General features: G+C 60.8%; 17 protein-coding genes. 5 read left to right on the top strand and 12 right to left on the bottom strand.

Annotated features, from left to right (window positions below; genetic code table 11):
• Positions 1 to 34: 34 nt before the first annotated feature.
• The 4 genes from accC (at position 35) to ACQ4MS_RS05435 (ending at position 4,509) form a co-directional block, all read left to right on the top strand.
• Positions 35 to 1,384 (top strand): acetyl-CoA carboxylase biotin carboxylase subunit, encoded by a 1,350-nt coding sequence (gene accC / locus ACQ4MS_RS05450; RefSeq protein ID WP_431098256.1) that lies wholly within the window; start codon positions 35 to 37, stop codon positions 1,382 to 1,384.
• A gap of 132 nt (positions 1,385 to 1,516) precedes the next feature.
• Positions 1,517 to 2,407 (top strand): 50S ribosomal protein L11 methyltransferase, encoded by an 891-nt coding sequence (prmA, locus tag ACQ4MS_RS05445; protein ID WP_431098254.1) that lies wholly within the window; start codon positions 1,517 to 1,519, stop codon positions 2,405 to 2,407.
• A 71-nt stretch (positions 2,408 to 2,478) separates the two neighbouring features.
• A complete protein-coding gene (locus tag ACQ4MS_RS05440; RefSeq protein WP_431098253.1) occupies positions 2,479 to 3,588 on the top strand; it encodes a DUF3426 domain-containing protein in 1,110 nt (369 codons plus the stop codon).
• Positions 3,589 to 3,606: 18 nt separating this feature from the next.
• Entirely contained in the window at positions 3,607 to 4,509 is a 903-nt protein-coding gene (locus tag ACQ4MS_RS05435; RefSeq protein WP_431098252.1) for a carbohydrate kinase family protein, read from the top strand.
• Between the two features lie 66 nt (positions 4,510 to 4,575).
• Here ACQ4MS_RS05435 and ACQ4MS_RS05430 read toward each other — a convergent pair whose 3' ends face one another.
• From ACQ4MS_RS05430 to ACQ4MS_RS05385, 10 genes are all read right to left on the bottom strand, one after another.
• Positions 4,576 to 4,929, bottom strand: a complete 354-nt coding sequence (locus ACQ4MS_RS05430) for a DUF167 domain-containing protein (RefSeq protein ID WP_431098250.1) — start codon at positions 4,927 to 4,929, stop codon at positions 4,576 to 4,578.
• 106 nt (positions 4,930 to 5,035) lie between these two features.
• Complete coding sequence (locus ACQ4MS_RS05425; RefSeq protein ID WP_431098248.1) at positions 5,036 to 5,509, bottom strand: histone H1-like DNA-binding protein; 474 nt, start codon at positions 5,507 to 5,509, stop codon at positions 5,036 to 5,038.
• 14 nt (positions 5,510 to 5,523) lie between these two features.
• Positions 5,524 to 5,676 (bottom strand): hypothetical protein, encoded by a 153-nt coding sequence (locus tag ACQ4MS_RS05420; protein ID WP_431098247.1) that lies wholly within the window; start codon positions 5,674 to 5,676, stop codon positions 5,524 to 5,526.
• Between the two features lie 33 nt (positions 5,677 to 5,709).
• Positions 5,710 to 6,936 (bottom strand): ribonucleotide-diphosphate reductase subunit beta, encoded by a 1,227-nt coding sequence (locus tag ACQ4MS_RS05415; protein ID WP_431098245.1) that lies wholly within the window; start codon positions 6,934 to 6,936, stop codon positions 5,710 to 5,712.
• Positions 6,937 to 7,067: 131 nt separating this feature from the next.
• Positions 7,068 to 9,977, bottom strand: a complete 2,910-nt coding sequence (locus ACQ4MS_RS05410; RefSeq protein ID WP_431098243.1) for a ribonucleoside-diphosphate reductase subunit alpha — start codon at positions 9,975 to 9,977, stop codon at positions 7,068 to 7,070.
• Between the two features lie 440 nt (positions 9,978 to 10,417).
• Positions 10,418 to 11,035 (bottom strand): 1,6-anhydro-N-acetylmuramyl-L-alanine amidase AmpD, encoded by a 618-nt coding sequence (ampD, locus tag ACQ4MS_RS05405; RefSeq protein ID WP_431098242.1) that lies wholly within the window; start codon positions 11,033 to 11,035, stop codon positions 10,418 to 10,420.
• Entirely contained in the window at positions 11,004 to 12,458 is a 1,455-nt protein-coding gene (locus tag ACQ4MS_RS05400; RefSeq protein ID WP_431098240.1) for a sigma-54-dependent transcriptional regulator, read from the bottom strand. The genes ampD and ACQ4MS_RS05400 overlap by 32 nt, the downstream gene beginning before the upstream one ends.
• A 3-nt stretch (positions 12,459 to 12,461) precedes the next feature.
• Positions 12,462 to 14,177, bottom strand: a complete 1,716-nt coding sequence (locus ACQ4MS_RS05395; protein ID WP_431098239.1) for a sensor histidine kinase — start codon at positions 14,175 to 14,177, stop codon at positions 12,462 to 12,464.
• Positions 14,178 to 14,420 (bottom strand): PP0621 family protein, encoded by a 243-nt coding sequence (locus ACQ4MS_RS05390; RefSeq protein WP_431098238.1) that lies wholly within the window; start codon positions 14,418 to 14,420, stop codon positions 14,178 to 14,180.
• Positions 14,417 to 15,217 (bottom strand): cytochrome C assembly family protein, encoded by an 801-nt coding sequence (locus tag ACQ4MS_RS05385; RefSeq protein ID WP_431098236.1) that lies wholly within the window; start codon positions 15,215 to 15,217, stop codon positions 14,417 to 14,419. Before ACQ4MS_RS05385 ends, ACQ4MS_RS05390 begins: the two co-directional genes overlap by 4 nt.
• A gap of 88 nt (positions 15,218 to 15,305) precedes the next feature.
• Here ACQ4MS_RS05385 and ffh point away from each other — a divergent pair, with 88 nt between their 5' ends.
• Positions 15,306 to 16,664, top strand: coding sequence for a signal recognition particle protein (gene ffh / locus ACQ4MS_RS05380; protein WP_431098235.1), 1,359 nt, complete (start codon positions 15,306 to 15,308; stop codon positions 16,662 to 16,664).
• A 141-nt stretch (positions 16,665 to 16,805) separates the two neighbouring features.
• Here the strand turns inward: ffh and mdoH are convergent, their stop codons facing one another.
• Entirely contained in the window at positions 16,806 to 18,809 is a 2,004-nt protein-coding gene (mdoH, locus tag ACQ4MS_RS05375) for a glucans biosynthesis glucosyltransferase MdoH (protein ID WP_431098234.1), read from the bottom strand.
• 7 nt (positions 18,810 to 18,816) lie between these two features.
• Complete coding sequence (locus tag ACQ4MS_RS05370; RefSeq protein ID WP_431098232.1) at positions 18,817 to 19,194, bottom strand: hypothetical protein; 378 nt, start codon at positions 19,192 to 19,194, stop codon at positions 18,817 to 18,819.
• Positions 19,195 to 19,377: the final 183 nt, after the last annotated feature.

Raw genomic sequence — 19,377 nt, 5'->3', positions numbered from 1 at the left:
CCCTGCCTCCTTTCCAAACCGGGCTTACCGACGCATGTTCAAGAAAATACTGATCGCCAACAGGGGTGAGATTGCCCTGCGCATCCAGCGCGCCTGCCGTGAACTCGGCGTGAAGGCCGTGATGGTCTACTCCGAAGCCGACCGCGAGGCCAAGTACATCAAGCTGGCCGACGAGTCGGTCTGTATCGGCCCCGCCCCGTCAGCCCAGAGTTACCTCAACATGCCGGCCATCATCTCGGCAGCAGAGGTGACGGACGCGGAAGCCATACACCCCGGATACGGCTTCCTGAGCGAAAACGCTGACTTCGCCGAACGGGTGGAAAAAAGCGGCTTCAAGTTCATCGGCCCCACGCCCGAGTCGATCCGCATCATGGGCGACAAGGTTTCCGCCAAGCAGACCATGATCAAGGCGGGCGTGCCCTGCGTTCCCGGCTCCGAGGGCGCTCTGCCCGATGACCCGGTTGTCATCAAGCGCACGGCCAAACAGGTGGGCTATCCAGTCATCATCAAGGCGGCAGGCGGCGGCGGCGGTCGCGGCATGCGTGTGGTGCATACCGAGGCGGCGTTGCTGCACGCGGTGCAGACCACCAAGGCCGAGGCCGGTGCGGCCTTCGGCAACCCCGAGGTCTACATGGAGAAATTCCTGCAGAACCCGCGGCACATTGAAATCCAGATCCTGGCCGACCAGCATAAAAATGCGGTCTGGCTGGGCGAGCGCGACTGCTCCATGCAGCGGCGCCACCAGAAAGTCATTGAAGAAGCGCCGGCGCCCGGCATTCCGCGCAAGCTGATCGAGCGCATTGGCGAGCGTTGTGTCGCGGCCGTCAAGAAGATCGGCTACCGCGGCGCTGGCACCTTTGAGTTCCTCTACGAAAACGGTGAGTTCTACTTCATCGAGATGAACACCCGCGTGCAGGTGGAGCACCCTGTCACCGAGTGGATCACCGGCGTGGACATCGTGCGCACCCAGATCATGGTGGCGGCCGGCGAGAAGCTGCCTTTCGCCCAGCGCGACATCGAACTCAAGGGCCATTCCATCGAATGCCGCATCAATGCGGAAGATCCCTACAAGTTCATCCCCTCGCCGGGCCGCATCACGACCTGGCACACGCCCGGCGGGCCGGGCGTGCGCGTGGATTCTCACATTTACGCCAACTATTTCGTGCCCCCCAACTACGACTCCATGATCGGCAAGATCATCGTGCACGGCGACACGCGCGAGCAGGCCCTGGCCCGCATGAGCACGGCGCTGGCCGAAACCGTGGTCGAAGGCATCAACACCAATATCCCGCTGCACCGCGAACTGATGGTGGACGCCAAGTTCATGGATGGCGGCACCAACATCCATTACCTCGAAGAGTGGTTGTCCAAACGAGAGCGTTAGCCCCCACGCTCCCCCACTGCGTGTGGGTCGCTGCCCCCTGAGGGCCGCCCGCCTGCGGTCTGGCAAAGCCAGTCCCGCGGCTCATGCTTGCTGGGGATTGCCAGTTGACTCCAACCTCCAATGCGTTAAATCATGTTTGAACTGATCCTGCTGGCTCCCGTCGATGAGGTGGAAACACTCAGCGAGGCGCTGGACGCGCTCGATGCGCTTAGTGTGTCGGTGGAAGACGCTGACGCCCAGACACCCGCCGAGCAGGCGCTGTTCGGCGAACCCGACATGCCGCCGCCCAAGGCGGGCTGGGAGCGCTCCCGCATCGTCTCGTTGTTTGCCACAGAAGCCCTGGCGCGTGACGCGGCCGGTGTGCTGGCGGCGCAGGATTTTTTCGCGGGCTGCCGTGTGGTCGCCATCCAGCCCGTGCCCGAACAGGATTGGGTTCGCCTGACGCAGTCGCAATTCGAGCCGGTGGACATCACGCCTGAATTCTGGATCGTACCGACCTGGCACGAGCCGCCTGCCGGGGCCAAACAGGTGATTCGCCTGGATCCGGGCCTGGCATTTGGTACCGGAACCCATCCCACCACACGCATGTGTCTGCGATGGATAGCAAGCCAGGGTTCCGCCGGTAAGGATTTGGGCCGTGTCCTGGACTACGGCTGCGGTTCCGGCATCCTGGCCATCGGCGCGGCGAAGTTCGGCGCGCTGGACATTGATGCCGTCGATATCGACCCGGCCGCCGTGGAATCGACACGCGCCAATGCTGAGGCCAACCACGTGGCGCTCAACGCCGGATTGCCCGACAAGGCCTCCGGCCAGTACCAGACCGTGCTGGCCAATATTCTCGCCACGCCACTCAAAGTGCTGGCGCCGCTGCTGTGCGCACATGTCAGGAAGGGCGGCCACCTCGTGCTGGCCGGCATCCTGGAGCGACAGGCTGAGGAGTTGAAAGAGGCCTATGCGCCGTATTGCCGGCTCACGGTACATGATGCGCAAGAAGGCTGGATACTGATGACCGCTGGCTTCTAAGTCGGCCCGGTTCGGGTGCATGATGGTTTCCGCGTTTTAGCGGTGGCGCGACCCCTACAATACAGCGCTACATGAGCCTGATTACGCGCTGCCCCGCATGCGGCACGATGTTCAAAGTCGTGACCGACCAACTCAAAGTCTCGCAAGGCTGGGTGCGATGCGGGCACTGCACTGAAGTTTTTGACGCATCAGCGCACTTGCTGCCACGCGACATGGCGTCGCTTGCCTCCTCTGCTTCGTTTCAGGCCGCTGATACGGAACCCATGCCCTTGCCTGAGGTTGCAGCATCTGCGCCTCCGCCCCCTCCATCTCCACCGCAAGTTGTGTCTGCAGCGGACCCGCAAGAGTGGGCACCGGCCAGGACATTTGCCGACCGGGTCCCCTTGAGGCCTTCCGGTGCGGGTTTTCTGGAGGCGCAGGATAGCGCCGCTGATTTTGACCCTGTGCGCTGGAAACGCGCACAACAGGAGCGTCAGCTGGATCCTCTGGAGTTGCCTGGCAGCCCGGCTGCCGCCGGGCTACCTCCCCGACCAGCCATGATGCGCGAAGCCATCGAAGATGATTCCAGTTTCGCCTATTCGGATGTGGATTCGGGCATGCCGGATTCGCGGGTGGAACACGACGTCTCTTTTGTGCGGGAAGCCAGGCGCAAGGCCTTCTGGAAAAGGCCGCTGACCCGCTGGATCATGTCCTTGCTGTCCCTGGTGCTGCTGGCTATGCTGGTGTTGCAGTGGAGTATCCAGCAAAGAGATACGCTTGCCGCGCTGGAGCCACGGCTCTTACCGCTGCTGCAGGCTATTTGTGGCCCGCTTCACTGTGAGATCCGCGCACCCCGGCACATTGAGGCACTGGTAATCGACAGTTCCACCTTCAACCGCATCGGGCCTGATGCGTACCGCCTCAGCTTCATGCTCAAGAACACGGGCGTGACGCCTCTTGAAATGCCGTCCCTGGAAGTGACCTTGACCGACACCCAGGACCAGGCTGTTGTGCGCCGCATCCTGGCGCCGGCGCAGTTTGGCGCAAAATCGCCAACCTTGGCAGCCGGCTCCGAGGTGCCAGGTCTTGTCATCATGAAAATATCCGGCGACGCGGGCGTTTCTGCGCCCTTGTCCTCACCTTCCGCGCCAGCCGCCCCCCTTCGGGTAGCCGGCTACCGTGTCCTGGTTTTTTATCCCTGACTGAAACGAGAGAACTGAATGTCTGCTGTTATCTGTGGTTCCCTGGCGTTTGACACCATCATGACTTTTGAGGGGCGCTTTTCCGAGCAGATACTGCCCGATCAGTTGCATATCCTCAATGTGTCTTTTCTTGTGCCGGCCCTGCGCCGTGAATTCGGCGGCTGCGCCGGCAACATTGCCTATAGCCTGCAGCAGCTTGGCGGTAAGCCGCTGCCCATGGCCACAGTCGGCACCGATGGTGCGGAGTACGTGGAACGCATGAAGGCCCTGGGCGTCAGCACGGAGTTTGTCCGCCAGGTCAGCGATACCTACACCGCGCAGGCCATGATCATGACCGACCGCGATAACAATCAGATCACTGCTTTTCACCCCGGTGCGATGATGCAGGCTCACGTAACCCGCATTCAGGCGCGCAGCGACATCAAGCTGGGCATCATTGCCCCGGACGGGCGCGATGCCATGCTGCAGCACGCCGAACAGTTCAAGGCGGCGGGCATTCCGTTTGTGTTTGATCCGGGCCAGGGCCTGCCGATGTTTGACGGCAAGGAGCTGGCGCATTTTGTCGAGCTCGCAAGCTGGGTCACGGTTAACGACTACGAAGCCAAGATGCTGTGCGACCGCACGGGCCTGTCTTGTGCCGAGCTGTCGCGCAAGGTCGAAGGTTTGGTGGTGACGCTAGGCGCCGAGGGCTGCGAAGTCTGGGTGGGCGGTGAAAAAACGCTGGTGCCGCCCGTCAAGGCTGACGTGGTGGTGGACCCGACCGGCTGTGGCGATGCCTTCCGCGGCGCTTTGCTGTATGGCCTGGAGCAGGGCTGGTCACTAGCGCGTTGCGCCGCACTGGGCAACCGGGTTGGCGCGCTCAAGATCGCCACGCGTGGCGGCCAGAATTACACCCTGACTTCGGATCAAATCGCTGCCTAGCCCAATAATTACTTGGGTATTTAGCTGCTAAATTGATAGCATTTGTTGCTGGTCCCGAGTTCGCCCTTACGGCGCGGGCCCACCCGTCACCTCCAGCAACTCATCCCAGGTGGCCTGACTTGCCGCCGAGGCTTGCACGCGCAACTGCTTGCGTCTGGAGGTTTCCCCCCGCGCCAGCGTGACGGCTTGTTGGGGGATGCCCAGGCAGACTGCCAGCCATTTCATCAGCGCCTGGTTGGCCTTGCCGTCCACCGGGGGCGCCTGCAGCCGCAGGCGCAGCGCCATCTGGCCAGCCTCGCCGTACAGACCCACTGCCTGGGTTTTGGCGGCATTCGGCACCACGTGCACGTCCAGCAGCACATCACCGTTTTTTTCCACCCGGATGAAGGGCAGGTCAGGCAACGTGGCGGATGTATTCATGGCGGCAAAAGGTGTGAAGGGGGCAGGTGAACTGTAAAAACGGGACAGGCATGAAAAAAGCCCGACACCTTTCGATATCGGGCTCCAAGCAGAAATACCTTACTGCTTACGGCTTGCTGGCTGTTGGAAACGGCCAGGCAGCTTGCGGGTTCAGAGTAGTCTGAGCCGCAGGGGCAGCCGCTGCAGCAGGCGCTTTCGCAGCTTTGGCAGCAGGTTTTTTCGCGGCTTTCTTCGCAGCGGGCTTTTTCGCTGCTTTCTTGGCGGCAGGCTTTTTCGCAGCGGCTTTCTTGGCCGCTGGTTTCTTCGCTACCTTTTTCGCGGCCTTCTTGGCTGCTGGCTTTTTCGCTGCAGCTTTTTTCGCTGCTGGCTTCTTGGCCGCTACCTTCTTGGCTGCTGGCTTTTTCGCAGGCGATTTTTTCGCAGCTGGCTTCTTGGCCGCTACTTTTTTCGCTGGCGCTTTTTTAGCCGGAGCTTTTTTCGCTGCTGCTTTTTTCGCAGGAGCCTTCTTAGCCGCTACTTTTTTCGCAGGGGCTTTCTTTGGAGCAGCTTTTTTAGCCGCAGTTTTTTTCGCAGTTGCCATAGTTTTCTCCTTGATCACGTTGCAAAGAGCACTTCACGGTTGGAGTACGTAAAGCGATTCACGGCGTTGGGCAGCGGATAAACCGGGCCCAGCGCCGCGAACACAGGAGCAATGCTCAATGCGCACTCTTCGGTGCTGTCATTGATCATTGCAATTCTTGAAATCATTGGTCGCTTGTCTCGCGTATTTTTTCTTGTCAATCAATCCCAGGAAAGGGCACCACCGGATTGGTACTCGATCACACGGGTTTCAAAAAAGTTACGCTCTTTTTTCAGATCGATCATTTCGCTCATCCATGGGAACGGATTCTCCTCGTTAGGGAAGAGAGTTTCAAGTCCGATCTGCGTGGCGCGGCGATTGGCAATGTAGCGGAGGTAGCCTTTGAACATGGAGGCGTTGAGGCCGAGCACGCCGCGGGGCATGGTGTCTTCGGCGTAGCGGTATTCCAGTTCGACGGCTTTCATGAACAAGGCCTTGATCTCGGCCTTGAACTCTGCGGTCCAGAGATGGGGGTTTTCCAGCTTCAGCTGGTTGATCAAGTCAATGCCGAAGTTGCAGTGCATCGACTCGTCGCGCAGGATGTACTGGTACTGCTCGGCAGCGCCGGTCATCTTGTTCTGGCGGCCCAGGGCAAGAATTTGCGTGAAGCCGACGTAGAAGAACAGGCCTTCCATCAGGCAGGCAAACACGATCAGCGACTTGAGCAGGGTCTGGTCAGCTTCGGGCGTACCGGTCTTGAAGTGCGGGTTGGAGATGACTTCAATGAAAGGGATCAGGAACTGGTCCTTGTCCTTGATGGACTGGACTTCGTTGTAGGCATTGAAGATCTCGGCTTCGTCCAGGCCCAGCGACTCGGTGATGTACTGATAGGCATGGGTGTGGATGGCTTCTTCGAAAGCCTGGCGCAGCAGGAACTGGCGGCACTCGGGCGCCGTGATGTGGCGGTAAGTACCCAGCACGATGTTGTTGGCTGCCAGCGAGTCGGCCGTCACAAAGAAGCCCAGGTTGCGCTTGACCAGGCGGCGCTCGTCTTCGGTCAGGCCGTTCGGGTCTTTCCAAAGCGCGATGTCGCGCGTCATGTTCACTTCCTGCGGCATCCAGTGGTTGGCGCAGGTGGCGAGGTATTTTTCCCAGGCCCATTTGTATTTGAACGGCACCAGCTGGTTGACGTCGGTCTGGCCGTTAATGATGCGCTTGTCGGAGGCCTTGACGCGTTGCGCCTTGGCAGGTTCGGCAGAGACAGGAGCCGAGGGAGTTGCGGCTGGCGCAGGTGTGAATGCGCCGTCGTTGAGCATGCGCACTTGCGCTTGGGGTTGCTCGGCGGTATTCAAAGAAAGAGGCGGAAGTTCCATCGAGCGGCCTTCGGGCGTGCCGCTGTTATGAGATGTTTGCAACGATGGTTTGACTTCTTCGTCCCAGGTCAACATAGAGGTTTCCAATACTTTGGGATTATGAAAGCAGCGATACAAAATGAAAAGTGTTCATTCACATCGCTACAAAATTGTGTTGCTCAATTACATCGAATCGTGCAGTGAAGCTCAGCGCACGGTTCGATTTTTTATTGGCAGGCCTCGCAACCCGGATCATCGATCGCACAGAACTTGATGTCAGTCGCAGGCGTTGCATTCATCTGCGCTTGCGCCGCGGCAGCTGCCGCTTCAAGCGCGCTCATGCTGCTGCTCGCAGTCGCGGTGCCGGAGGAAACCGAGTTCATCTTGCCTGCCGTCACGGTTGACTTCTCGGCGTGCGTAGCGCTCTGGGTGCGCAGGTAGTAAGTGGTTTTGAGACCGCGCAGCCAGGCCAGCTTGTAGGTGTCGTCGAGCTTCTTGCCCGAAGCGCCCGCCATATAGATATTGAGCGACTGGGCCTGGTCGATCCATTTCTGGCGGCGCGCCGCCGCTTCGACGATCCAGGAGGTCTCGATTTCAAACGCCGTGGCGTAGAGCGCCTTGACGTCCTGCGGCACACGGTCGATCGGGCGCAGCGAGCCATCAAAGTGCTTCAGGTCCACCACCATCACGTCGTCCCACAGGTTCAGGCGCTTGAGATCGCGCACCAGGTAGTGGTTGATGACGGTGAATTCGCCGGACAGGTTGGACTTGACCGAGAGGTTGCCGAAGCAGGGCTCGATGCAGGCGTCCACGCCAATGATGTTGGAGATGGTGGCTGTCGGGGCAATGGCGACGCAATTGGAATTGCGCATGCCGTCCTTGGCGATCTTCTTGCGCAGCGCTTCCCAGTCCAGTGTGGCGGAACGGTCGACTTCCACATAGCCGCCGCGTTGCTCGGCCAGCATGTCCAGTGTGTCCAGCGGCAGGATGCCCTTGTCCCAGAGCGAACCTTTGTACGTGGCATATTTTCCGCGTTCCTTGGCGAGCTCGGTCGATGCCCAGTAAGCGTGATAGCAGACGGCCTCCATGGACTTGTCGGCAAACTCGACGGCTTCCTGTGATGCATATGGCACGCGCAGCTCATACAGGCAGTCCTGGAAACCCATGATGCCCAGGCCCACGGGGCGGTGGCGCATGTTGGAGTCGCGGGCCTTCTTGACGGCGTAGTAATTGATGTCGATCACGTTGTCCAGCATGCGCATGGCCGTGGTGATGGTTTTCTTGAGCTTCTCGTGGTCGACCGCGCCGTCTTTCAGGTGCTGGACGAGGTTGACCGAACCCAGGTTGCAGACAGCGGTTTCGGTGTCGCTGGTGTTGAGCGTGATCTCGGTGCACAGATTGGACGAGTGCACGACGCCGGTGTGCTGCTGCGGCGAGCGCACATTGCAGGCGTCCTTGAAGGTGATCCAGGGATGGCCGGTCTCAAACAGCATCGACAGCATCTTGCGCCACATGTCGGTGGCCTGCAGCTTGCGGGACGGCTTGATCTCGCCGCGTTCGGCCTTGGCTTCGTAGGCGGTGTAGATTTTCTCGAAGTCCTTGCCGAACTTGTCGTGCAGGTCGGGCGTGTCGGACGGTGAGAACAGCGTCCAGGTGCCCTTTTCCATCACGCGGCGCATGAAGAGGTCGGGAATCCAGTTGGCGGTATTCATGTCGTGCGTGCGGCGGCGGTCGTCGCCGGTGTTCTTGCGCAGTTCCAGGAACTCTTCAATATCCAGGTGCCAGGTTTCCAGGTAGGCGCAGACAGCGCCCTTGCGCTTGCCGCCCTGGTTTACCGCCACGGCGGTGTCATTGACGACCTTCAGGAAAGGCACAACCCCTTGCGATTCGCCGTTGGTGCCCTTGATGTGGGCGCCCAGGGCGCGCACTGGCGTCCAGTCATTGCCCAGGCCGCCTGCAAATTTGGACAGCAGGGCGTTTTCCTTGATGGCGTCGTAGATGCCGCCCAGGTCGTCGGCCACCGTGGTCAGGTAGCAGGACGACAGCTGTGAGCGCAGGGTGCCGGCATTGAACAGGGTGGGCGTGCTCGACATGAAGTCAAAGGACGACAGGATCTCGTAGAACTCGATGGCGCGTTCTTCGCGGTTGATCTCGTTGAGCGACAGGCCCATGGCCACGCGCATGAAGAACGCCTGTGGCAGCTCGATGCGCTGCTTGCGCACGTGCAGGAAATAGCGGTCAAACAGGGTCTGCAGGCCGAGGTAGTCGAACTTCAGGTCGCGCTCGGGCTTGAGCGCGGCGCCCAGGCGGGCCAGGTCGAACTGCTGCAGCTTTTCGTCGAGCAGCTCGTTCTGCACGCCCTTGGCGATGAATTGTGGGAAGTATTCGGCATAGCGGACGGCCATGTCTTCCTGGTTGACTTCCTCGCCCAGCACTTCCCGACGGATGGTGTGCATCAGCAGGCGCGCGGTGGCATAGGTGTAGTCGGGGTCTTTTTCAATCAGGGTGCGCGCCGCCAGGATGGACGCCTTGTAGACCTCGTCGATGGGCACGCCGTCGTAGAGGTTGCGCATGGTTTCCGCGACGATGGGATCGGGCTTGATGTCGGCGCCCAGGTTGGCACAAGACGCTTCAATCAGCGCCTGCAGGTTGCGCACGTCGAGGGCCACGCGGTTGCCGCGGTCGGTCACGTGGATCAGCGGCGCTGCGGGCGTCTGGGTTTGCGGCTGGCGTGCGCGCTCTTGCGTGCGCTTTTCGCGGTACAGCACGTAGGCGCGGGCAATCTCGTGGTGGCCGCCGCGCATCAGGCCGAGCTCGACCTGATCCTGCACGTCTTCTATATGAAAGGTGCCACCGCCTGGGCGCGAGCGCATCAGGGCGCGAATGACCGCCTGGGTCAGGCCGTCGACCGTTTCGCGCACGCTGGCCGAGGCAGCGCCCTGCGTGCCGTGAACGGCCAGGAAGGCCTTCATCATGGCCACGGCAATCTTGTTGGGCTCGAACGGCACGACACCGCCGTTGCGGCGGATGATCTGGTAATGGGCGAGCGGGTTGCTTTGCGCGCTGGTATCGGCGGGGGCTGGATTATTTGCCAGAGCGCTCGACGTGACTGGCACCGCGTGTTGTGCTGTTTGCATGACTTCCTCTTTGCTTTGTTTTTGGGTGGTTTGATGTGCTGTTCGTGGTCTCTGGATATCTTGAGGTGTTGCACAGGCCAATCAACCTGTCCCTTCATTTCCTGACCCGAATTACATCAAACTGAATTAGGGCTTAGACACTATACCTAGGGTGTAGGGGGAATACAAGCCACTACAGGTAGTGTATCGCTGTCTTGATTGACCGTTACGTTTTGTGGCTTTTTTGTCCGGTTTCCAGGCATCCTGATTGGGCTTGCGGAGCGGCCCTCAATCTCTGCGTGAAGCCTGATGGCATCAGGCTTGGGAAGCCAAAGGAGATGGCCGGCATACCTTCGCAAGACTCTGGCCTGGCGGCGCTGGTCATTGCCGGCACGGTAAAAATTACCCGAAGGTTTTCCTAAAAAGACGCACTGCATTGGTGGCCTCGCGAGACCGGGCCGTCACATGATGTCGGGAAAATACCTAGCCGGCGACGACAGTGAGTTCTGCAGCAAGGGCCAGTCGAAGCCAGCGCCTGGATCCTGCTTGCGGCCAGGCGCAATGTGCTCATGCCCGGCGATGTGCTCTATGGGGTAGGCCTGAAGGAGTGAGGCGCATAGCCCCGTCAGCGTTTCATACTGGGATGCTTCGAAGGTACCTCCTTCAAGGCCTTCCAGTTCGATGCCAATGGAGTCGTCGTTGCAATTGGAGCGCCCGCGGTAGTGGGACTCTCCGGCGTGCCAGGCACGGTCCGTACAGCTCACGAATTGCCACAGCGCGCCGGTGCGGGCGATGAAAAAATGGGATGAAACCTGCAGGCCGCGAATGTCCTGGAAATAAGGGTGTGCTTCCCAGTCAAGCTGGTTGGTAAAAAGGCGCTGGATGTTGCCATTGCCGAACTCACCAGGCGGCAGGCTAATGGAGTGAATGACGATCAGGTCGATGCGCGCATCGGACGGGCGTGGCCCAAAGTTGGGCGAAGGCTGTGCACGCGCATACCGGTACCAGCCGTCTTGCCACAAGGGCCGGGAAGGAGCGTCCTGGCTTTCAGGTGGGGTCATCGGCAGGGTCAAGTCCATCGGCAAGGTCGTCGTTGCCCGGGGTGGCGATATTCAGGCGGGCAATGCGGTAGCGGATCTGCCGCAGGCTCAGGCCCAGCTTGGCGGCGGCTGCGGTGCGGTTGAAGCCCGTTTCCAGCAATACCTTGGTCAGAATATTCCGTTCCTGCCCATCGAGATAGTCCTGCAGATTTTCCGGGATGACGACATGTTCTTCAACCGGTGCATCAAAATGCAGCGCGTTTCCTTCCCCCAGCGCCACGGCGCGGTGCAGGATGTTTTCCAGCTCCCTGACGTTGCCGTTGAAAGGCCGGGACTGCAACTGCTCCATCACGGAATCCGTCAGCTCGGGCATCCTGAACCCGGACTCGTGGCAAATTCGGGTAAGCAGGGCGTTGCAAAGGGCTGGCAGGTCTTCCCTGCGTTCGCGTAATGCAGGTACGGCAATTTCAATCACATTGAGCCGGTAATAAAGGTCTTGGCGAAAGGTCCCCTCCTGGGCTTCCGTAGCCAGATTTTTGTGTGTTGCGCTGACAATGCGCACGTCCACGGTATCTTCCTGCGGCGAGCCCAGCGGCCTGACGGTGCGCTCCTGAATGGCGCGCAGAAGTTTGGATTGCATGGCCAGCGGCAGGTCGCCGATTTCATCGAGGAACAAGGTTCCGCCCTTGGCTGCCTGGAAGTAGCCTTGCCGATCCTGCGCCGATCCGGTGTATGCGCCCTTGCGAGCCCCGAAAAATTCCGCTTCGAGAAGGTTCTCGGGTATGGCACTGCAATTGACGGCCACAAAAGGCCCTGCGGCGCGGTGGCTGCAACCGTGCACGGCGCGTGCCACCAGTTCTTTGCCGGTCCCGGATTCCCCCTGGATGAGAACGGGCGCCATGCTGCCCGCCACCTTGACGATGCGCGACTTGACGGCGCGCATGACCGCCGACTCACCAACCAGTTTATGCAGAATCGCTGCGCCTTCAGTGCTTTTTTTCTGGCCTGGAACTGATGGCGAAGTGCCGGGTTCCGGCATATTTCGATCACCTTTGGCCATTGCTGCCGGATGTTTGGCTCCCTGTACTGCAGATGCCACCACGCTGCGGAACTGTTTGAGGTCGACTGGTTTTGTGAGGTAGTCAAACGCGCCGGCCTTGAGCGCTTCCACCGCATTTTCAGCCGAGCCGTGCGCTGTAATCACCACGCATCGCTCGGCTCTTTGCTGGTCCACCATATCCCGCAGCAATTCGAGGCCCAGGCCGTCGGGCAAGCGCATGTCGGTGATCACCGCATCGAAATGGTGTGCTTTGAGCTGTTCGCGGGCCTGCAGCAGGTCGCCAGCCGCCTCTACCCTGTATCCCTCCCTGAGCAGTGTCAGCTCATACAGTGTTCGCAGGTCCGGCTCATCATCAATGACGAGAATACGGGCCTGCTGGGGGATGTGGGCTGGCGTGCTCATGTTTCAAGTAGGCATTGTGGCAAAAGATGCAGTGGGTAAAGCCAGCGTTGAACCGGAAGGGCTGAACATGACGAAAAACTCGTTTCCCTCAATGCCGGCGCGCTGCACGCGCTGGTAGCCAATCAGGGCGCCATAGCGCTCGCATAATTCGCGGCAAATATACAGGCCCAACCCGCTGGAGCGGCTTTCAGAAGAGAAAAATGGCTCGAACAGGTGTGTCTGCACAGTTTGCTCCATGGGCTGCCCATCGCTCCATACCGACAGGCGTGCCTGCCCCGGCGTGACGAGTTGAGTCGAGACTTCAATAGCCCGCTCAGACGTGCTGGCATAGCGCAAGGCGTTGTCCAGCAGATTGATCATCAGACGTCGCAGGTGTTCCGGTTCAAAACGTACAACGGCATTGTTTGAGTCCGCAGTAATTCGCATGCGTTGAGAGGCTGCGGTTTGTCCTGCCCAGTCCGACGCGATTTTCTGGACAGTTTCATCAAGCGCCAGAGTGGTCGCTTGCGGCGAAGGCAGTTGGGTCTGGGCACGTGAGATATTCAGCACCTCGTCGACGATTCTGGCCAGGCGCTGTGCGTTCTGCCGGATCATGCCGGTGAGTTGGCGGTGTGGCTCGTCCTGCAGGTCTTCTTCCAGCAAGGCATTGGCTTGGGAAATGGCCGCTAGCGGATTTCTGATTTCGTGCGCCACCGCGGCCGACATGCGCCCCATGGCCGCCATTTTCTCGGTCCTCACGCGCGCTTCCATTTCCCGGAGATCTTCCAGGAACATGACACAAAGGCTTTCGTGGGTGCCGTTTTTTGAGGAAGCAAGGCGGGTGCGCACGTGAAGCCGCCGGGTATTGCTGCCCGGATATTCAAGGCCGATGTCCGCTTCCTGGGGGACCTGCGTGCTGAATGTGCTGTGCATCAATTCTGCCAGCGGCAGCCAGGCTGCTTCCATGACAAGGATGAACGGTCCGCTCCGAACCGTATCCCGAACCCCCAGCAGGCGCCTGGACGCCGGATTGGCCGACCGGACGATGCCATTGATATCGACCACCAGCACCCCATCGGCCAACGTTTCGATGACCAGTTCGTTCACCTGCGTCTGCATGCGGGCAGCGGACTGGCTGCGCTTTGCCAGTTGTTCTTCACGTGCCAGGCGCAACGCCAGATGGTTGGCGAGCAGCGCAACCAGGAAAAAACCGGAGCCACTCAGACCCGACTGCAGGAATCGTGCGTTGAAATCGCCGAACGCCTGGAGTGAGCTCCACCAGGCATCGGCCAGCAGCAGCAACGTCACGCTGGCGGCGGTTCCGAAGGCAAGCAAAATCGGCCCGAGGATGGAGGCCAGGAGCACCGGCAAGGCAAACAGCGGCGTGTAATTGATGCCACTTGACTGCAGGGCATTGAGTGCAGAGAACGTGATGACGTCCACGCCGATGGTCAATACCCACTGCGCGTCAAAAGTGCTTCCCGGTGGCCGCGGCTTGGCCCAAACGCGCACGGCCAGTGTGGCGCACAGATAGGCTATGCAAACCGCAATCGACCAGCGATTGGTGATGCTGCCCAGAGCATAGATAACCGCCTGCAAAATGACGAGCACCGTGGCGATGGCAACGCGCGCCGTCATGAAAACGCGCCACAGGCGGCCGAAGGATCCCAGTTCAGGGACCGCCTCCCACGCACCTGATGCCCTGCCTCCGGTCTCAAACCAGTGGGATGGCGTGCTCATCTAGTCTCCTGCCTGCCGGCGGTGTGCGTCACTGCAATAGATGCCTTTGCCGCCTGTCAGGGCGTCAGACTTCGGAAGATGCACGTGGCAGACATCGCATGCAACCATCTCTGCAACGGCGGCCTCGCGGTTAGGTGCCTGACGCGGGCGGGTGGCTGCAGCGTCTTTTCTTTCCGCATCGCGGTTATGGCGCCAGAGCCAGAAAACCACCAGCACGAATCCCATGACCAACAGGTATTTCATGCCCGCCTCAAGATGACTTCAAGCACGAAACGCGAACCCGCATAGCCCAGCAGCAGCAGCCCGGAGCCCAGGTACAACACATGCACCGCCTTGCGGCCACGCCAGCCCAGGCGGGCCCGACCTATCAGCAGCCCGGCGAATGTCAGCCAGGCCAGAACGGAAAACACGGTTTTATGATTCCACTTCCAGGCCAGGCCAGGTCCGTAAAGTGTTTCGGCGAACAGCCAGCCCACAAACAGCGTGGCTGACAGCAGTACAAAGCCGGCCTCCACAAAGCGGAAGGTGAGGCGCTCCAACGTCAGCAGTGGTACGCCCTCATCGGTTTGTGCGGCCAGCCGGATGGAACGCTCAACACGCGTCATCAGCCAGCCATGCACCACGGCGGCGGCAAACAGCCCGTAGGACGCAATTCCCAGCGCCCAGTGCAGCGGCAGCCAGGGTGATGCGATGGCGTGATAAGTAGTGCCGGGAAACATGACCGTCAAGATGACTGCTGCGCTTCCCAGTCCCGCCAGCGCCCAGTGGGCCTGAAGTTGCGGAAACAGGCGGCTTTCGATGGCGTAAACGGTCAGCACCAGCCAGACTGTCATGGACAGCGCCGGTGCAAAACCAAACCGGGGGGGCTCGCCCAGCAAGCCATCGGCCAACGCCAGTGCGTGCAGCAGCCAAGCTGCAACCAGCATCCTCCGGGTGGCTGAGGGGCCGAGGCGCGGCGAGGCCAGCGCCAATGCCGCGTAGGCGATAGCAGCGCCGGCCGCCGCCGCAAGACCCCACCAGTCGCTCAAAGCTAAAATCATGGCTAGAGTTTAGCCTTTACTGCCTTGCGGCTGCCTCCCCGCTGCCCTTCTATTCCACCTAACTGCTCCACGTTCGTGGCGCCCTCTCATGGCTTCAGCCCTTACCGACAAGTTATCCCGCCTCGTCAAGGAAATGCGAGGCCAGGCCCGCATCACCGAATCCAATGTGCAGGACATGCTGCGCGAGGTGCGAATGGCGCTGCTGGAGGCCGACGTGGCCCTGCCGGTGGTGCGCGACTTCATCGCCCGGGTCAAAGACAAGGCGCTCGGCCAGGAGGTGATGGGATCGCTGTCACCGGGCCAGGCGCTGGTTGGCATCGTCAACCGCGAGCTGGCCGCCACCATGGGCGAAGGCGTGAGCGACATCAACCTGGCGGCCCAGCCGCCGGCTGTGATCCTGATGGCAGGCCTGCAGGGCGCGGGTAAAACCACCACCACGGCCAAGCTGGCCAAGCACCTGATCGAAAAGCGCAAGAAGAAGGTGCTGACGGTGTCGGGCGACGTCTACCGCCCTGCCGCCATTGAGCAGCTCAAGACAGTGACCAAACAGGCCGGCGCCGAGTGGTTTCCCAGCACGCCTGATCAGAAGCCCGCCGACATCGCCCGCGCCGCGATTGACTACGCCCGCAAGCATTTCTTTGATGTGCTGCTGGTCGACACGGCTGGCCGGCTGGCGATTGACGAAGCCCTGATGGCCGAAATCAAGGAGCTGCATTCAATCCTGAACCCGGTCGAAACTTTGTTCGTGGTCGATGCGATGCAGGGCCAGGACGCGGTCAACACCGCCAAGGCCTTCAAGGAAGCGCTCCCGCTCACCGGCATCATCCTGACCAAGACTGACGGCGATTCACGTGGTGGCGCGGCGCTGAGCGTGCGGCAGGTCACCGGCGCACCCATCAAGTTCTCAGGCACCAGCGAGAAGATCGACGGCCTCGAAGTGTTCGACGCCGAGCGCCACGCCGGCCGCATTCTGGGCATGGGCGACATCGTGGCGCTGGTCGAGCAGGTGGCAGCCGGGGTGGACATGGCTTCGGCGCAGAAGCTCGCGGCCAAGATCAAGTCCGGCGACAGTTTTGACCTCAATGACTTCCTGAGCCAGCTGCAGCAGATGAAAAACATGGGCGGGCTGTCCAGCCTGCTCGACAAGCTGCCCGCGCAGATGGCCGCCAAGGCTGGCCAGGTCGACATGGACAAGGCCGAAAAAGACATCAAGCGCAAGGAAGGCATCATCCAGAGCATGACGCCACTGGAGCGCCGCAAGCCCGAGCTCATCAAGGCCACACGCAAGCGCCGTATCGCCGCCGGCTCCGGCGTGCACGTTCAGGAAGTCAACCGCCTGCTCAATGAGTTCGAGCAGATGCAGGGCATGATGAAGAAGATGAAGGGCAGCGGCATGATGAAGATGATGAAACGCATGGGTGGCATGAAGGGCATGCCCAAGTTCTGATATGCCAGTTGTTGATAAAAGAAACCCTTAGCCCAATAAATACGGGCGGCAGAAGCTATTAAATCTATAGCAAACACTGACGGGGCAACATGAAAAAAGCCGCTTCAAGCGGCTTTTTTCATGTTCGGCGTATCCCAGGGCTCAAGCGGCCACATTCAGCCGCGGCTTGGCCAGCCGGCTTGCATGCAGCCAGGCGCGGCGCAGCACCGCCGGCGAACGGGTTTCTTCGGGAATCAGCAGGTAGTTCTGCGCGCGCAGGGCCGTGCCCACGCCGACCTTGCTGGTGAGCACCGTCATCGGAATCGCCAGCAGCAGCGGCAGGCCCACCGGGATCAGCCAGATCAGCGCGCGCGCATCGATCACGGCAATGCCGACGGCCAGCAGCGCGATGATTCCCGACATGGGCGCCAGTTGCGCCAGCGCATGGCGCCAGGGTACGGCGGCCGCTTCGCGCGGAGGCGACTTCCATTCCAGTTTGAGGCCGGTCAGGGCCACCACCACAAACAGCGAATGCGCCAGCATGCGGATGGGCGCCTGCAGGAGCGCAATCAGCGTTTCAAGCAAAGCACTGCGCAGCAGGGCGACGGTGCCGCCGTAGGATTGCTGCTGGCGGTTGACCAGCACGGCCACGATGCCCAGAACGCGCGGCAAAAACAGCATGCACAGCGTCCAGCCCCAGAGCGCCATCAGCTCGCCGGGCAGCAGCGTCCAGTCGGCGATCATGGGCGAGCCCGACAGCCACAGCGCCGTGCCCAGCGTGAGGAAACACAGCCACAGTGGCGCCGAAAGATAGGCCATCGCGCCGGTTCCGAACATCGAGCGGTGCACGGGGTGGATGCCCGGTTCGGCGATCAGGCGGGAGTTTTGCAGGTTGCCCTGGCACCAGCGGCGGTCGCGTTGCAGCTCGGCCAGCAAATCGGGCGGCTGCTGCTCGTAGCTGCCTACCAGGTCGCCCACCAGCCACACGTGGTAGCCGGCGCGGCGCATCAGCGCGGCCTCAACAAAATCATGCGACATGATGCTGCCGGCCATGCCGCCAGTGCCCTTGATGTGTGCCAGCGCGCAATGCTTCATGAAGGGCTCAATCCGGATGATGGCGTTGTGGCCCCAGTAGTGCGACTCGCCCATCTGCCAGTACTGCATGCCCAGCGTGAAGAGACGTCCCGTCACGCGTGAGGCAAATTGCTGCGCGCGTGCGTGCAGCGTCACATGGCCAATGGCCTGCGTGGCGGTTTGAATAATGCCGGCCTTGGGGTTGGCTTCCATGAGCTTGACCATGGAGACCAGGCAATCACCGCTCATCACGCTGTCGGCATCCAGCACCACCATGTAGCGGTAATCCTTGCCCCAGCGGCGGCAGAAGTCGGCCACGTTACCGGCCTTGCGGTCGGTGCGGCGTTTGCGCAGGCGGTAGTACACCTCGATCTGCGGCTGGTCCGGATGGCCGGCCAGTTGGGTGCGCAGGTCTTCCCATGCGGCGCGCTCGGCCTGGATGATGGCCGGATTGTTGCTGTCAGACAGCACGAACACGTCAAAGCTTTGCACATGGCCGGTCATCGCGACGGACTCGCAGGTGGCGCGCAGGCCGGCGAACACGGTGCGCACGTCCTCGTTGCAGATCGGCATGATGATCGCCGTGCGTGTGGAGGCATCCAGCGGCACATGCTGCACTTTTTTGGCGGACAGCGCGTGCTTGTCACCGCGGATTGTCACGTAAAAACCCATCATCGCGGTCATAAAACCAGTCACCACCCAGGCCGAGAGCAGCGCAAACAGGCTGATCTGGCCGTATTGCAGCCAGGCGCTGTCGTAGTCGGGCTGCATGTCTGCAAAGATGCTGGTGGCCAGCACGGTGCTGACGAGCGTCAGCAACAGGAACACCGTGCGGCGGCGTTTTGCCGCTCGCTGCCAGGGCTCCGGGCGCGCGGCGGGCAGGGGCCGAAGCGCCGCAGGGTCAGCCGCCCTGAAGAGCGCCAGCACGGGCAGCAGCGCGGCTGTGGCCATGCTGTTCCAGAAGCCGCGCCAGGGGCGCGGCACCATCGAACCACGGTTCAGCGGCGGCGCCGTGACCGAATTCGGATGACGTTCCTCGCGCAGGGGGCTGCGTGCGGCAGCGACGGTCAGAGTGTGATCAGGTTGGTCCATGTTTCGCTTACGGTATGGTTGTCGTGTTGAAGGAGGTGGGCGAATTGAGATGGCTGAAAAAGCGCGCGCTGCCCTGGCCCAGGTTGTCCCGCGTCTCAGGTGACAACCTGTTTTTTCCGAAATTGAAAGTTGCGGGATCGCAGGGCAGGTGCTTCACGCCAGCTGTCGTGATTTCCTGAGTGCACACCGAATCACCGCGCCGGCCGACGTGGAAAAAACTCGCTTCAGTGGGCGTTTTTTCCAGGCCGGAGAAGTGCGCCTCGCTCGCAGCAGGCGTCAGCGCCACGAGGCTTGCGCAGGCTGCGATGCGGTCTCGCAGGCGCGAATCGGGCCGGTCGGTGGAGGCACCGGCGTCGATAAAAAAAGGCAGGGGAAAGGCTGGCATGCCATGACTAGGGCAAACCCTGTGCCAGCTTGAAAAAACTGTTTTAAATCAATGAGTTAAACGTGATACTTGATTTAACCAAATGTAATCCAGCTAAAAAGTACCCAGAATCGCCGTTTTTGTCGCCAACGAGCGACAGCCATACATGGGGAGCGGATTTTATCGTTATAAATCAACAGTTTA

The sequence above is a fragment of the Polaromonas aquatica genome (assembly GCF_050626995.1).
In the GTDB taxonomy this organism is placed as follows: domain Bacteria; phylum Pseudomonadota; class Gammaproteobacteria; order Burkholderiales; family Burkholderiaceae_C; genus Polaromonas; species Polaromonas aquatica_A.
The sequence above is the reverse complement of the archived record's forward strand: the minus strand, read 5'-3'. Positions and strand labels throughout refer to the sequence as shown.

Excerpts from the sequence above, each read along its gene's own strand:
- accC (WP_431098256.1), top strand. The coding sequence starts at position 35 with ATGTTCAAGAAAATACTGATCGCCAACAGGGGTGAGATTGCCCTGCGC.
- prmA (WP_431098254.1), top strand. The coding sequence starts at position 1,517 with ATGTTTGAACTGATCCTGCTGGCTCCCGTCGATGAGGTGGAAACACTC.
- ACQ4MS_RS05440 (WP_431098253.1), top strand. The coding sequence starts at position 2,479 with ATGAGCCTGATTACGCGCTGCCCCGCATGCGGCACGATGTTCAAAGTC.
- ACQ4MS_RS05435 (WP_431098252.1), top strand. The coding sequence starts at position 3,607 with ATGTCTGCTGTTATCTGTGGTTCCCTGGCGTTTGACACCATCATGACT.
- ACQ4MS_RS05430 (WP_431098250.1), bottom strand. The coding sequence starts at position 4,929 with ATGAATACATCCGCCACGTTGCCTGACCTGCCCTTCATCCGGGTGGAA.
- ACQ4MS_RS05425 (WP_431098248.1), bottom strand. The coding sequence starts at position 5,509 with ATGGCAACTGCGAAAAAAACTGCGGCTAAAAAAGCTGCTCCAAAGAAA.
- ACQ4MS_RS05420 (WP_431098247.1), bottom strand. The coding sequence starts at position 5,676 with ATGATTTCAAGAATTGCAATGATCAATGACAGCACCGAAGAGTGCGCA.
- ACQ4MS_RS05415 (WP_431098245.1), bottom strand. The coding sequence starts at position 6,936 with ATGTTGACCTGGGACGAAGAAGTCAAACCATCGTTGCAAACATCTCAT.
- ACQ4MS_RS05410 (WP_431098243.1), bottom strand. The coding sequence starts at position 9,977 with ATGCAAACAGCACAACACGCGGTGCCAGTCACGTCGAGCGCTCTGGCA.
- ampD (WP_431098242.1), bottom strand. The coding sequence starts at position 11,035 with ATGGACTTGACCCTGCCGATGACCCCACCTGAAAGCCAGGACGCTCCT.
- ACQ4MS_RS05400 (WP_431098240.1), bottom strand. The coding sequence starts at position 12,458 with ATGAGCACGCCAGCCCACATCCCCCAGCAGGCCCGTATTCTCGTCATT.
- ACQ4MS_RS05395 (WP_431098239.1), bottom strand. The coding sequence starts at position 14,177 with ATGAGCACGCCATCCCACTGGTTTGAGACCGGAGGCAGGGCATCAGGT.
- ACQ4MS_RS05390 (WP_431098238.1), bottom strand. The coding sequence starts at position 14,420 with ATGAAATACCTGTTGGTCATGGGATTCGTGCTGGTGGTTTTCTGGCTC.
- ACQ4MS_RS05385 (WP_431098236.1), bottom strand. The coding sequence starts at position 15,217 with ATGATTTTAGCTTTGAGCGACTGGTGGGGTCTTGCGGCGGCGGCCGGC.
- ffh (WP_431098235.1), top strand. The coding sequence starts at position 15,306 with ATGGCTTCAGCCCTTACCGACAAGTTATCCCGCCTCGTCAAGGAAATG.
- mdoH (WP_431098234.1), bottom strand. The coding sequence starts at position 18,809 with ATGGACCAACCTGATCACACTCTGACCGTCGCTGCCGCACGCAGCCCC.
- ACQ4MS_RS05370 (WP_431098232.1), bottom strand. The coding sequence starts at position 19,194 with ATGCCAGCCTTTCCCCTGCCTTTTTTTATCGACGCCGGTGCCTCCACC.